12 protein-coding genes and 2 pseudogenes are annotated in these 13,771 nt (G+C 62.7%); 8 read left to right on the top strand and 6 right to left on the bottom strand.

Translation table 11 applies throughout. The features are described from left to right. Positions 1-123 precede the first annotated feature (123 nt). The 3 genes from QTI66_RS36680 to QTI66_RS36670 form a co-directional block, all read right to left on the bottom strand. Positions 124-1,617 carry an ATPase domain-containing protein gene (locus QTI66_RS36680; protein WP_286565294.1) on the bottom strand — a complete coding sequence of 498 codons (1,494 nt, stop codon included), beginning with the start codon at positions 1,615-1,617 and terminating at the stop codon, positions 124-126. Beyond that, positions 1,610-2,029, bottom strand: coding sequence for a hypothetical protein (locus QTI66_RS36675; protein WP_286565293.1), 420 nt, complete (start codon positions 2,027-2,029; stop codon positions 1,610-1,612). The genes QTI66_RS36680 and QTI66_RS36675 overlap by 8 nt, the downstream gene beginning before the upstream one ends. Before the next feature lie 778 nt (positions 2,030-2,807). Next, complete coding sequence (locus QTI66_RS36670) at positions 2,808-4,379, bottom strand: winged helix-turn-helix domain-containing tetratricopeptide repeat protein (RefSeq protein WP_286565292.1); 1,572 nt, start codon at positions 4,377-4,379, stop codon at positions 2,808-2,810. Positions 4,380-4,473: 94 nt separating this feature from the next. Here QTI66_RS36670 and QTI66_RS36665 point away from each other — a divergent pair, with 94 nt between their 5' ends. Continuing rightward, positions 4,474-5,463 carry a tripartite tricarboxylate transporter substrate-binding protein gene (locus tag QTI66_RS36665; RefSeq protein ID WP_286565291.1) on the top strand — a complete coding sequence of 330 codons (990 nt, stop codon included), beginning with the start codon at positions 4,474-4,476 and terminating at the stop codon, positions 5,461-5,463. Positions 5,464-5,468: 5 nt separating this feature from the next. Further along, entirely contained in the window at positions 5,469-6,491 is a 1,023-nt protein-coding gene (locus QTI66_RS36660; RefSeq protein ID WP_286565290.1) for a methyltransferase, read from the top strand. 269 nt (positions 6,492-6,760) lie between these two features. Here the strand turns inward: QTI66_RS36660 and QTI66_RS36655 are convergent, their stop codons facing one another. Then, positions 6,761-6,934, bottom strand: a complete 174-nt coding sequence (locus tag QTI66_RS36655; protein WP_286565288.1) for a DUF3606 domain-containing protein — start codon at positions 6,932-6,934, stop codon at positions 6,761-6,763. A gap of 154 nt (positions 6,935-7,088) precedes the next feature. On the opposite strand from QTI66_RS36655, the gene QTI66_RS36650 reads away from it, so the two are divergent. The 6 genes and pseudogenes from QTI66_RS36650 to QTI66_RS36625 all read left to right on the top strand — a co-directional run bounded on the left by QTI66_RS36650 (position 7,089) and on the right by QTI66_RS36625 (position 11,589). Then, positions 7,089-7,502, top strand: coding sequence for a DNA ligase-like domain-containing protein (locus QTI66_RS36650; protein WP_286565287.1), 414 nt, complete (start codon positions 7,089-7,091; stop codon positions 7,500-7,502). Positions 7,503-7,516: 14 nt separating this feature from the next. Beyond that, complete coding sequence (locus tag QTI66_RS36645; protein ID WP_286565286.1) at positions 7,517-8,551, top strand: IS630 family transposase; 1,035 nt, start codon at positions 7,517-7,519, stop codon at positions 8,549-8,551. Between the two features lie 13 nt (positions 8,552-8,564). Further along, positions 8,565-8,981 (top strand): annotated as a pseudogene (locus tag QTI66_RS36640) (IS91 family transposase); the annotation flags it as partial. Between the two features lie 445 nt (positions 8,982-9,426). Next, positions 9,427-9,726, top strand: a complete 300-nt coding sequence (locus QTI66_RS36635; RefSeq protein WP_286565285.1) for a hypothetical protein — start codon at positions 9,427-9,429, stop codon at positions 9,724-9,726. Further along, positions 9,726-9,914 carry a hypothetical protein gene (locus tag QTI66_RS36630; protein ID WP_286565284.1) on the top strand — a complete coding sequence of 63 codons (189 nt, stop codon included), beginning with the start codon at positions 9,726-9,728 and terminating at the stop codon, positions 9,912-9,914. Before QTI66_RS36635 ends, QTI66_RS36630 begins: the two co-directional genes overlap by 1 nt. 599 nt (positions 9,915-10,513) lie before the next feature. Continuing rightward, positions 10,514-11,589: pseudogene (locus QTI66_RS36625) on the top strand (IS630 family transposase). A 472-nt stretch (positions 11,590-12,061) separates the two neighbouring features. Here the strand turns inward: QTI66_RS36625 and QTI66_RS36620 are convergent. Both QTI66_RS36620 and QTI66_RS36615 read right to left on the bottom strand, forming a co-directional pair. Then, the gene (locus QTI66_RS36620) at positions 12,062-12,673 is read right to left on the bottom strand and encodes an IS630 family transposase (protein WP_286565283.1); all 612 of its coding nucleotides are present in this window, start codon (positions 12,671-12,673) and stop codon (positions 12,062-12,064) included. Further along, a complete protein-coding gene (locus tag QTI66_RS36615; protein WP_286565282.1) occupies positions 12,603-13,127 on the bottom strand; it encodes a winged helix-turn-helix domain-containing protein in 525 nt (174 codons plus the stop codon). The genes QTI66_RS36620 and QTI66_RS36615 overlap by 71 nt, the downstream gene beginning before the upstream one ends. Between the last annotated feature and the right edge of the window lie 644 nt (positions 13,128-13,771).

The raw sequence follows: 13,771 nt of genomic DNA, 5'->3' as shown, positions 1-13,771 counted from the left end.
GCGCCTGCGCCTGTTCGCGAAGCAGGACAGCCGCTTCGCGTGTGCGCGCCGCGTCTTCGCGCTCGCCAATTGCCTTCTCGCGCTGGAGGGTCTGCCCGTCATGTCGCCCTGGCGCGGCTTTGCTCATGGCGGATCTGCTTTCCAGACTGGCATCGTCGCGGCAAGTCTTGGATGGCCCGTGAGCAACGCGTTCATCTCAGGCTTGCGTTCGCCGATGGCAATGCCCGTGTCGGTGATCTCGAACAATCGAAGTTCGTGGCTGTGGGCGCTGTTCCTGAGCTTGACCACCGCCATCACCCGCTTGATCTCCCCCTGCAGTTCGACATAGCGTTGCACGATGATCGCATCGGTCAGGAACGCGGCACCGTAGGGACTGAATCGCAGGTCCGTGTAGCGATCCTCGAGCTCCGAGATCATCAACACGGCTGCGCCCATGCCCGTCAGCACCGCAACCATGCGATGTAGTGATTCGCGGAAGTCCTCGCGAAAGGTCGGCGCCAGCGCAAGCTCGAATCCCGAAAGCGAATCGATGACGACACGCGTCGCGCCGGTGCGCCCGATCAGCTCCGTCAGCGCGTACAAGGTCTCGTCGATCGACAAGTCCAGTGTGCGGGTATCCACAACGCTCACATCGCCGTCTGCGATCAACTTATCCAGCAAGAGCGTCCGAGCCAGGCCCGGGCTTTTCTCGAAGGCGGCAATCACGCCTTTTTCGCCGGCCTGCGCGCCTGCGGCAAGGAAGGCAGCGGCGAGCTGTGATTTGCCGGAGCCCGAAGGCCCGGCGACCAACAGCGAATAGCCCGCCGGCAAGCCGCCGCACATGAGTTCGTCCAGTACGGGGATGCCCATCGACAGCCGCAGCGGCGCCACTGGATCGCCGCCGAGCGGTCCGGCTGCCGGCGCCTGACCAGTGCGCGCGATGGTACGAGGAAAGATATGGACACCGTCCCCGCTGATGCGGAAGGTGTGAAGCCCGGGGATGGTGGCATGCCCGCGCATCTTTGTGACCTGGATCTTGCGCACCATCGAATTGCGATCGACGCTTTGCGCCAGCCAGAGGATGCCGTCGGCGACCGTGAAGATCGGATTCGACTCGGTTTCGGGCGCCATGTACTCACCGATCAGGAATGTCGTTGCCTGCCACGTCGTCAAATGCACGCCAAGCCGCTGGATGAACTGCTGCAGATCCATGCCGTTGCCTAAGCCCTTTGTCGCCTGAACCACGGAGCGAAATGAATCGACCAGGACGAGGGCTGGCTCGAAAAGTTCGACTTCTTCAGTGATGCGGGCCAACACACGCTCGAAATTCCCGGTCATCACGTCATCGGCCAAGTTGACGAAGCGAATCGAGTCGTTGACCTTGCTGGCGTCGAAAAAGCTGTATTGCTGCTGATAGCGCAGCATCTTCAGTGGCGGCTCGCCGAGCACGGTAAAAAACAGGGCCCGCCTGTCTGGCTTCGCCAGCGAAAACATGATCTGGTGCGCAAGCGTGGTCTTTCCCGATCCGGGTGCGCCGGCGATCAGGTTGAAAGAAAACTCTGCCAGCCCTCCGCCCAGCACTGCATCGAGTCCCGGCACGCCCGTCGGCAGCCGTCGGATCTCAACCTTGTCATTCATCGAGCTTTCTCCCGGAAGGCTCGTCGTCAGCAGGAATGCTCCAAGCCGAACGCAACAAGCGGTGTGTCAAGGGTTCGCCGATCAGTGATACCAAAAGATCGGTGAAGGTGAGCAGGAGGGCTTCTCCAGTTTTACGTGCCTGATGCGGGTTGGATGAGGAAAGGTCGTTCCGCAATGTCGTAAGTCTTGCGTCCCGCGAATCTACGGCCGCTTGGGTAAGCCACGGAAACGAGGGGCGCATCAATTGCACGCTTCGTGCAAAAAGCGCACTACTTGCTTCTGACCCGATCAGCCGGTCCAGTTCGGCGAGGAACAAACGCAAGGCGTCCGCCGTCGCATTGGCAACCGCGGTCGGGTCCGCATGCTCGCCAGCCATTTCAGCGAGTGCTTTCTCGATGACTTGCTGTCGCATGGCCCTCCAGCGCTAAGTTGGTGGCGCGCGCGGTGAGGGCGTGCGCAGGCCCAGCAGAAAAATTGTCGAGTGCGAGGCCCATACGGTCGAGCATACCGTTGTCCTGAAGACAGCACTCAGGTCAAGAGCGAGCGCCCTTCGTCCGCAAAAGAGTTCGCTGAATGTAGGAGCCCGCTTACACGGGAGTGTGCTTTGGGCGGCAAGCGGTCGTTCTCATCAGGAAGTTCGATGACGGCCCCGGGCCAATTGTGTTGAAAAACTCGGAATCGACGCCGTCACGTGCGCGATTTCGACCTTTGAGCCATCTGTTCGATGTCGCGCGGGACCACCCTCACGGGAAAAGTCGCTGAGGACCTGTGCATGGCTCTGGCGGCCATCGATGCATCGCGCGCGCTCAGCGAAGAGCAATCGGGCCCTAACTCGCGTCTTCCCTCGAACGAGTTTTTCAACACAAACGATGCCAAGGCGCCGCATGCCTGACGACTGGGTGGTGGCAACGAACGTTCACCTTCGAGCGTAGGCTGGAACAACAGATGATGGCGGACCACCAAATTTCGCGACGGTCCGCTTTGTCGGAAGCTGACCGACAGCAACGGGCCCCGAACTTGCCGGGCGCACGCCGCCGACGGGGCAAAGCGGTGCGGGTTGGCGTGCGCACGCCGGCTGACGGCGCAAAGAGCCGAAGTTCGCGAACGACCGCTCGAAAACCAGCCAATCTGGCGACCGTGCGGAACAGTACGAACCCACTTTGATCGGCAGTTCCGCGCACCCGTGCCGCCTATTCGCGAAGGCCAGCCTTGCGCAGTCCTTCCGCCATCCGCTCGGCGTCCGCGGGCTGCGCATAGCGCAGCAGGCCAAGAAACTTCGTGATCGTCAGCTGCGGTTGAAACTGCGCCAATTGCGCGAGTGCCGCCCGGGCCTCGTCGTCATGGCCCAGCTGCGCCGCTGCGGCCGCGTGCCAAGCATGCGCACCCTGGAAGCTCGGCTTGCGGCGCACCGACCCCCTCAGCAGCCGGAGCGCCACTTCGTTGTGGCCCAGCAGGTAGTGGGCATGCGCCAGATGCGAATCGAAACGCGGCGGGTAGAAAGGGTCCAGCTTTCTGCAGCGCTCCATGAATGCGATCGCCTCCGCGGCACGTCCGTCGTGGGTGAGCACGATCATGTAGTTCAGTTCGCACAGGTTGGGATTGAGCTCGAACGCGCGCTCGAACTCCGCCATGCCCTGGGCGCGGCGCTGCCGCCAATGCAGCAGGTGGCCCAGGCAGGCGTGGGCCTTCGCGGAAAGAGCGTCGAGGTCGACCGCCCGTTGTGCCAGGGACACGGCGTGGTCCAGCGTGGCCAGCAGCTGGAACTCGCTGCGCAAGGGCCCGTGCTCGACCGGTTCCACCCAAGTCAGGAAATGCGTCTGTGCCAGACTCACCAGCGGCCGCGAATAACCGGGGTCGGCGGCGAGCGCCAGGTTGAACAGCCTGCGCGCCTCGGGGATGCCCTCGGCCCGATGCCCGAGTGCGAGGTTTTCCATCACCGCCGCGCCGCGCAGGTAATGGTCGTACGCCACCAGGTTGTCCGTCGGCTTGCGCAGCGCCCGCGCCAGCTCCGAGCGGCCCACGCGCGCGACCAGGCTCGCAACGATGCGCTGCGTGATCTGATCCTGCAGTGCGAACACGTCCTCGCGGGCGCGATCGTAGTGTTCTGCCCACAGCTGGTGGCCGCTGGCCGCGTCGACCAAATGCGCGGTGATGCGCAGCCGCTCGGTGTCGGCGCGCAGGCTGCCCTGCAGCAGGTAGCGAACACCGAGCTGGCTGCCGATCGCGCGGGCATCACCACCCTGCGCCTTGTAGGCAAAGGCCGAATGGCTCGCGATCACGTGCAGGTCGGGCACCGACGACAGCAGCGTGATCAGGTCTTCGGTCAGGCCGTCGCAGAGGTAGTCCTGATGCGCGTCGCCGCTGAGGTTGCTCAGCGGCAGCACGGCGATGGACGGCCGATCCGTTGCCGGACTGCTGTCAATGGCGGACGACGATGCCGTTCGTGTGACAGCGGTGTCGAGCAGGTAGCCGCGCCGCGGCACGGTCTTCACCAGGCGCATCTGCGCATCGCCCAGCGCTCGCCTCAGGTCGCTCACGCAGCGCGCGAGCGAGTCGTCGGTGACCACGACATGGGGCCACACGGCCTCGATCAACTCGTCCTTCGGCACCAGCCGCCGAGCGCTGCGCACCAGGTGGCACAGCATGGCAAAGCTCTTCGGCCGCAACTCGATCACCTGAGCGTCGCGGCACAGGCAGCCGCGAACAAGGTCAAGCGTGAAGCCTTCGAAGCAGAACGCCTCGGCGTCGGTGGTGGTGGTCAAGTGTCGGAACTCTTTCAGTCTTCTTTCAGGACAAGGGCGGCCCGCGGCGTTCCAATCGACGGCAACGGGCCGAACCGCACACCCTGGAGCTGTCATGAACACCGTCTCACGCCGAGCATTTGTTGGGTTTACCGCTCAGGCGGCCATCTTAGCCACGCTTTTTCGCCCGGGCGCTGCGGCGGCAGCCGCCACACCCGAGACGCTGAAGTTGCTCTTCGGATTTCCGCCCGGCGGCGTGCTGGACGCGCTCATGCGCCAAGTCCTCGAGCAGCTCAGCGCGGGATATGCCAAGAGCACGGCGATGGACTACCGCACCGGGGTGGGCGGGCGGCTCGCCGCCGAGGCGCTGGTGGCGTCGCCGGCCAACGGCAGCGTGATGATGCATTCGCCGGTGGGCATCTTCACGTTCCGGCCGCACATCGAGAACGTGCCGTTCGACCCCCTGAACGATGTGCTGCCGGTGACCCTGACCTGCAGTTTTGCCAACGCACTGGCGGTCGGGCCGATGCTGCCGCCGTCGGTGAAAAACGTTGCCGACTTTCTCGACTGGTGTCGTGCCAACCCGCAAATGGCGAACTTCGGCACCACCGGGGTCGGCACGCCGGCGCACATGATCGGCACGCTGCTGAGCCGCGCCAGCGGGGTGGAGCTGCGCCACATCCCGTATCGCTCGGGCGCGGTCATCGAGTTGCTCGGAGGCCAGGTGTCAGCCCTGATCCTCGCGGAAGGCCAGTTCGTGCCCTTCGCCAACGACGGCAAGCTGCGCATCCTGGCGACCTCGAGCACCGAGCGATCACTGAGCTTCCCGTCCGCACCGACCTTCGCCGAGCTGGGCTACAAGGAACTGGTGGTGCGAGACTGGTGGGGAATGTTCGTGCCCGCCAAGACGCCGAGCGAGCTGGTTCAGCGGCTGGCGCAAGAGGTGAATGCGGTGCTGCAGCGGCCCGAGGTCAGGGAGATGCTGGTGCGCGGCGGGTTGCGCCCGGCGTCCTCGACGCCTGCGGAACTGGCGGCGCTGATGAAAAGCGAGTCCGCGCGCTGGGCCGAGGTCGTGCGGGCCACCGGCTTCTCGGCGACGTCCTGAAAGCCGTGCCCGTGGATGCACCCTCCTTAGCGCGAATCCGCGAAGTCGCCACCGGATACAGACCGTCGAAGACGCTGCTCTCTGCCGTCGAGTTGGGTGTGTTCACGGCCCTGGGTGAAAAGCCGATGACCGGATCGCAGTTGTTGGACGCACTCGGCCTTCATCCACGCGCCAACCCCGACTTCTTCGATGCACTGGTGGCGCTGCGCTTCCTCGATCGCGACGGCAGCGGGCCGGATGCGCACTATCGCAACACGCCGGACAGCGCGGAGTTTCTCGACCGGCAGCGGCCACAGTACATCGGCCGGCTGCTCGAGATGGTGAACGAGCGGCTGTATCCGTCTTGGGGTGGGCTGACGGCGGCGCTGCGCACGGGGCTGCCGCAAAACCAGACGGCAGCAGGCTCGTTCTTCGAGTCGACCTACGCCGACGCGCAGCGTTGCGAACAGTTCGTCGACGCAATGGCCGACCTGTCCGGGGCGAGCTGCCGCGCACTGGCCGAGCGCTTTGACTGGGCGCGCTACCGCCACCTGTGCGACGTCGGCGGCGCCAGCGGGCTGCTGTCCATGACTGTGGCAGGTCGCCACCCGCATCTGCACTGCACCTCGCTCGATCTGCCCCAAGTTACGCGCATCGCAGAGCGCCGGATCGCCACGGCGGGGTTGGCCGAACGTATACACGCCAAGCCGATCGACTTCTTCGCCGAGCCGCTGCCCAGTGCCGATGTGGTGACGATGGGAATGATCTTGCACGACTGGAATCTCGAGAAGAAGATGCACTTGCTGCGAGCCGCCCACGCGGCGCTTGCGCCCGGCGGGGCTTTGATCGTGATTGAGATCCTGATCGACGACGCGCGCCGCGAACACGTACACGGGCTGATGGCATCGCTGAACATGCTGATCGAGTTCGGCGACGCGTTCAACTTCACGTCGGCCGATCTGGTTGGCTGGTGCGACGAGGTGGGCTTTTGCAGGACCGAGGTCATTGCGCTGGCGGGCGTCGTCAGCGCCGGGATCGCCTACAGGTAAGCCGCTGGGCTCAGGAAGTCGACAAGCACAACAAATCTCTTCGGCGCGTTCGCGGCGGCCGTGCCGTGCGATCGCATGGCTGTCAATGAGGTTCGCGAAGCTGCAGGGTCTACATCGCCGAAACCACGCCTGCTGTCGAGTGTCTGCATTGCGGCCAAGAGTTTTCCAGGATGAGCAACGGCTCAGGGCCCAATCGCGCCGTCGGCACCCGACTTGCATTGAGCACCGTAGCATGAACGCGCATCCAGTAGATTGGAGGGATGCTTCCCCTACCTACTGAGGTACTCGCGCACCTTGTCAGCGGAGTTGCCAACCGCCCTGACTGCCGCGCGTAGTTCTTCCTCGGTGCATTTGAGTGATTCCGTCCACGAGCGGACCTCGTGCTCCTCGCCGAGGGCGATGAGCTTCCGATCAAGGGCGGTTTTCTTCGGATCGTCTGCCATGTGGGTCTCCAAGAGATGACTGCGGTGTGGCCCAAGCGATCGCTCCACTCGGGCGAGCGACTGCACACGTTCAATCCAGAATTCACGGGAGGGCATGGGGCAGTATGCGCTTCCGCTGGCAGCCAAAACCCCGACATGTGCTCATCGTGGGGGCATGACGCTCGATGACTTCCCTCCCATGCTGCTCGATGAGCGCCCGCTGGCACTCGACGAGCCAGGGTGGCTCTATGAGATCCAATTTGACGGGTACAGGGTCACCGCGATGTTCGGCAAATGCACGCTCCGGACGCGCAATGGCGCCCGTGCAACCACTTGGTTTCCTGAGATCGGTCAAAGTCTGGCCAAGGCGCCAGGAGGTCCACATGTCACGGATGGGGAGGTCTGCTTCCTTGATGACCTCGGGCGAAGTGACTTCGAGCAGCTGCAGGAGCGTCCAAGCGGCGCAAGTGGGTTGAAGGCCTGCTCATCGATGGCTCAGATTGTTAAGGGTTGCCCGATACCTGCCCTTGATTGTTACTCAGTAGTCGATAATTTAGGCTACAAAAGTCCCCCACTGCAATCGAATTGATGATCCAATAGCGCATGAAGCGAGATGGCCGCACGCTGGATCACAAGACGCTCGAAGAAATTCGCCTGATGGCGGTGGAGCGAGTTCGCGATGGCGAGAAGCCTTCTGCGGTGATCGCCGCCTATGGCTTCAGCCGCACCACGATCTACAAATGGCTCCAGGCCTCGTCGGGTCGAGGCAAAGGCCTCAAGGCATTGCGCGGCACGCGCGGCACCGGCCGGCCGCGTACGCTGAGTGCCGCACAGGAGCGCCAGGTGTTTCGTTGGATCAATGGACGCGACCCGCGCCAGTACGGACTTGACTTCGGGCTGTGGACACGCGCCATTGTCGCGGCGCTGATCGAGCAGAAGTTCGGCGCGAAGATGGGGGTGACGGCAGTGGGTGCATTGCTGGCCAAGCTCGGGCTGACCCCGCAGAAGCCGCTACAGCGCGCCTACCAGCGAGATCCTCAAGCCATCGAGCGCTGGCAGCGTGAAACCTACCCCGGCATCGCTGCGGCTGCCAAGCAAAACGGGGGCGAAGTCTACTTCTGGGACGAATCGGGCTTTCGCGCCGACACCGTGCACGGCAAGACCTGGGCGCCCAAGGGCAAGACCCCCGTCATCGAGCGGCCCGGCCAACGCCAGTCAATCTCGGCGGCCTCGGCTGTCAACGCCAGGGGTGGCTTCTGGTTCGCGACTTACCAAGGTGCGTTGAATGCCGAACTGTTCATCGAATTGCTCAAGAAGATGATGAAGGGTCGCAGCAAGCTGGTGTACCTGGTGGTCGACGGACTGCCGGCGCACAAGAAAGCCAACGTGCGCGAGTACATCGAGTCCACCGGCGGCCAGCTGAGCATGCACATCCTGCCGGGCTACGCACCGGACCTGAACCCGGACGAGTTGGTGTGGAGTCACGTCAAGCGCACCGGCGTGGCGCGCAATCCGTTGCGAGCGGGGGAGAAGCTCGAGATCCGCATCGACCAGCAGCTGCGCGACATGCAGAAGAATCGCAGACTTGTCCGATCATTCTTCCAAACGCCTTCTGTCGCCTATATTTCTGACTGCTGAGTAAGGGTTGCCGCTGCACACCTGGGGATCGGCACTGATGCACCATCCCCATGTGCATGGCATCGTGCCGGGCGGAGGCTTGTCGCCGGACGGCGAGCGTTGGATCGCCTGCAGGCCCGGCTTCTTCCTGTCCGTGCGCGTGCTGTCGCGACTGTTCCGGCGCCGCTTCCTTGAAGCGCTTGATCAGGCGCATCGCGCCGGCAAGTTGGTCTTCTTCGGCGAGTACGCGGCAATGGCCGGAGAACGCGCCTTCGCCGACTGGCTCGCGCCGATGCGCAAGTGCGAATGGGTCGTCTATGCCAAGCGTCCGTTCGCCGGCCCCGAAGCGGTGCTGGCTTATCTGTCGCGCTACACCCACCGCGTCGCCATCTCCAACAGCCGGCTTGTCGCGATGGACGAGCAAGGCGTGACCTTCCGTTGGAAGGACTTCTATGAGGACTCGTTCGTCAAGTCTTTTTGATCAACGGTATTTCATGGCAGTCCCTCGGTATGGCTGAGTGGATGAGACAGCTGCACGGGGCGTTGGCGATGCATGTCGATCCGAGGTCGGGGTGTGGCGAGCATTCGAGCCAGTGGCTCGGACGAACTTCTATCCGTGCGGGGCATGAACACCCAGCACCTCATGCTGCATGCGCGCAAAGCGCACTGGCAAACCCCGGTTACCGAGGCACCCCTTCTATTCGAACGGTCACTTGTGAGCAGTGACCCGTCCTTCCATCGGGCGCGTCGACCTGTGATCATGATGATGCGTTTCTGGCCTTCTCACAGCCTACCCGGGGCGCGAATTGCACCAGAGCCGCATCAACGGCCCTTGACCTGCCACTGAGGTGTACATACACTATCCATGTACATAGTGACCATGAAGGAACGCGAATATGGCGACGGCAATTCAAAGAATCGTGGTGCAAGCCACGACTCAGGACAAGAAGGCGATCGCCGCCAAAGCCAAGAAGCTGGATATCCCGATTTCGGAGTTGATGCGCCGCGGTGCGTTCGCCTATGAGTCGGAGGAGTCAGATAAGGAGTTGGGCGCGCTTGCGGACGCAGCAAAGAGCGCGGCGGAGCGCGCCGGTGCCGCCATTGACAACGCGCTCGACTTCATCGCTGCGAGCGAAAAGCGCATTGCTGCGATGGAAGCGAACGCGGCACGTGCGGCTGGCAGTAAGGTCGCGTGATGGGCGTTACCGACAAGATCTGGGCTGCTCTGACTGCGATGGTCAAGCTTGAAGATAAGGTGAACCGCCAGAGCGAAGCCATGAAAGCGCAGCAGCAAAAAATTGAAGACCTCACGGGTCGGGTCATCCGTCTTGAAGCGCAAATGGAACTGCTCACCGGGGCGGCACTGATCAAAAGACTCACGTGAAGAATTGATAATGAGACGGGGAACACACACGGCGACCCGGCAGGGAGCCAAGCTGTGACGAACGATTTCTACAATGTCTGTCGACCTCACTCGTCGCTGGACAAGCGCACGCCCGAAGAGTCCTACTTCGCCACGCTGCCGGTGATGAAGGAGGCTGCCTGATGGCTTGAACCATGAGTACATGGCTCAACCGGGGCGCCTCCGGCGGCTTGGCGGGGGCATCAAGACTGAAAGATCAACCCCGCAGCCAATCCACTTATCTCATGTCAAAGCATGTTCAGACAAGCGGAGCCGGCTGTCTAGCGAGGTCACGATATGCCTGTAGGTGAGCTGCATTAGCACGGATATGTGAGCGTACTAGCGACTACCAAGAGCGCCAACACCATGGCCTCATCGTGCCACGGTGTCCGGTCCGAAGCCAACCATCTACCGGTGAGACGACAGCCGAAATTATTGCGGACCAGAACCCGTTGAAGCACAAGAATCCGACGGCTACTACTCCTCATCGAGCATCCGGCGGGGCCTTAGAACGGGGAGGGTCAAGCGGGCGAGCGCCATTCATTCGTGCTTACTTACTAGTCGATAATTTAGGCTACAAAATGTCCCAGCGGCGAACTGATGATCCAATAGCGCGCATGAAGCGAGATGGCCGCACGCTGGATCACAAGACGCTGGAAGAGATCCGCCTGATGGCAGTGGAGCGAGTTCGCGATGGGGAGAAGCCTTCGGCGGTGATTGCCGCCTATGGCTTCAGCCGCACCACGATCTACAAATGGCTCCAGGCCTCGTCGGGTCGAGGCAAAGGTCTCAAGGCATTGCGCGGCACGCGCGGCACCGGCCGCCCGCGTACGCTGAGTACCGCGCAGGAGCGCCACGTGTTTCGTTGGATCAATGGACGCGACCCGCGCCAGTACGGACTTGACTTCGGGCTGTGGACACGCGCCGTTGTCGCGGCGCTGATCGAGCAGAAGTTCGGCGCGAAGATGGGGGTGACGGCAGTCGGTGCATTGCTGGCCAATCTCGGGCTGACACCGCAAGAGCCCCTGCAACGCGCCTACCAGCGCAATCCCCAAGCCATCGAGCGCTGGCAGCGTGAAACCTGCCCCGGCATCGCTGCGGCTGCCAAGCCAAGCAAAGCGGGGGCGAAGGTTACTTCTGGGACGAATCGGGCTTTCGCGCCGACACCGTGCACGGCAAGACCTGGGCGCCCAAGGGCAAGACCCCCGTCATCGAGCGGCCCGGCCAACGCCAGTCAATCTCGGCGGCCTCGGCTGTCAACGCCAGGGGTGGCTTCTGGTTCGCGACTTACCAGGGTGCGTTGAATGCCGAACTGTTCATCGAATTGCTCAAGAAGATGATGAAGGGTCGCAGCAAGCTGGTGTACCTGGTGGTCGACGGACTGCCGGCGCACAAGAAAGCCAACGTGCGCGAGTACATCGAGTCCACCGGCGGCCAGCTGAGCATGCACATCCTGCCGGGCTACGCACCGGACCTGAACCCGGACGAGTTGGTGTGGAGTCACGTCAAGCGCACCGGCGTGGCGCGCAATCCGTTGCGAGCGGGGGAGAAACTCGAGATCCGCATCGACCAGCAGCTGCGCGACATGCAGAAGAATCGCAGACTTGTCCGATCATTCTTCCAAACGCCTTCTGTCGCCTATATTTCCGACTGCTGAGTAACATCAAAGTCATCATAGATGTGCATGCTTCCAGGGCGCCGCATTTGTTGGCGCCTGGATAGTCTGGAGCGCTCGCCCTTCTTGGAGTACTTGGACAGGGCCGCGCGACGAGCGAGGTCCTCGGTGGATTCAGTCACGGTCCCGATGTATCCAACATCGGGAGCGTGTACGAAAACCCACCACTCACGCGGTGGAATGCTCATGGCTCAGTAGCGATTGGGGACGGCTTGCACATAGTGGGGAGTGGCCAAAAGCAGGGGGCATTTTCGGCGGAAAGGAGGAGCATTGCGACCCCACTGTGACGGAGACGTGCGATGCGAATCTCAATCCAGGCATGCATTGAAGGGGAGGGGGCCCGGCCCTCGAAAGTCATCACGGCAGGTGTCGTCGAACGCGAAGACCGTTTCGCGCCGGCGTCCGGCATGGGTCTGTTCATGCGCGAAACTCACGTGCTGCTTAAACAGCTTCACTAAATTGCGTTCAATGATATAGAAGTGATCCAATTGAATCCGGTCATTGACTGCGTTCGTTCTGGGTTGGCTTCGAGGGCGACGAGGCCGTTGGTCAGAGCCCTCTCGACTGCGTCCAGATTGGCGAAGACGTGGTTGGCGAAGCAGTCCTCGCGCAGCGACTCCCAAAGGTGCTCAGCGGGGTTCAGCTCGGGGCTGTACGGCGGCAGGAAGACCAGGCGCATGTTGTGCGGCACGGCCAGATCGCCGGCGATGTGCCAGCCTGCTTGATCCATCACCATGACGATGAACTCCGCAGCGTGGCGCTGTGCCACCTCGCTCAGGAATATCGACATCGTCTCGGCGTTGACCCAAGGCAGGACGAGGCTGTCCAGCACGCCGTCATGCGGGCTGACGGCGCTGAAGGCATACATATACTTGCGCTCCAATCGCGCGCCGACCACCGGCCGCGTGCCATGAGGAGCCCAGCAGCGGCGAGGGCTGCCCAGCAGGCCGAACCGGCCTTCGTCCTGGAACATCAGGCGCACTTGGCGCCCGCATTCAGCCTGGCGCGCGACCTCTCGGTGTACCGTTCGGCGCAGTTTTTTTAAAGGCGGCCTGAGCCGCGACATCCGTCTTGGGGTGTCGTGGGCGCGGCACCACCTTGCGCCACCCGTGGCGATCCAGAAGCCGGTAAACCGTGGAGGGCGCCACCTCCTTGCCCAGTTGCTCCTGATAGGCCTGCTGGATCTCCGCGACCGTCAGCATGCCACCGGCCTCGGCGCGCTGGACGAACGGCGCCAGGAGTTGCTGCTCTTGCTCGGGGGTGAGGTGCTGGTGGTGTCTACCGCCTCGCCCGCGCAGCTCGAAGATGGCATCGCCCTCCTTGGACCAGCGCGAGTGCATGACATGCACAGTGGCTGTGGACCAGCCCAGCAACTCGGCGATCTGCGCGGCTGAACTGCCCAGCGTCGCGCGGATGAGCACGCACTGGATGCGCTGGTACTCCGCATGAGTGCTGGCCTGCTTGAGGCGCTCAGCCAAGCGTTCAACAGTGGGCTTGTCGCCCACGATCAATGTCTTCATCCACGACTCCTTGAAGTTCGTGGAACGACATTATATCTAAATTATTGAACGCCAATTGGTATCAGACGGTCGTTTTGGACGAACAGGTGATCAGTTTGTTGGAAAAATTTGCAAGCGCTTGGTCTATCGCACGACGATCGGCAAGGCGAGCCTGCGCAGTCCGCGGTTCTACGCGCATTGCAGTGCCTGTGGCTTCTGCTCAAGTGACAAAGCAACGGTCTCGCCGCTCGCGCACGCGCTGCCGCAGCGCGTGCATCCCCAGTGGAGCTGGCTCCAGTGTCGTTACGCCAGCGTCATGTCGTATCGCTTGGCGCCAATCTTTCTGCGAGATGCGTTTCCGGGCGGCAGTCAGCTTCCCAGCTCGAGCGTCAAAGTCAACGTGCGCGAGATTGGAAATTGTCTCGAGCAGGAATCGCGCCGGGCGACGATGGTCGCCAAGGCCGCTACTGCGCCCGCTCGGAGACCGTCGTTGAGTGGCCCTCCTGTCGCTCTCCAAATCCCCGACAAGGGTTGCGTCAACAAGCATTCCTGCAATCGATCGGGATTGGTCCGGAGGTGCCCGTGACTGTCTTGTCCGACGGCGGCGACGACATCAGCTTCGCCTGCAAGCTACCGTCCGCGACCGCACGCGTACTGGACTGGTT

The organism is Variovorax brevis (assembly GCF_030317105.1).
GTDB classification, from domain to species: domain Bacteria; phylum Pseudomonadota; class Gammaproteobacteria; order Burkholderiales; family Burkholderiaceae_C; genus Variovorax; species Variovorax brevis.
Note: the sequence above shows the minus strand (reverse complement) of the source record. Positions and strands in the feature narration are given on the sequence as shown.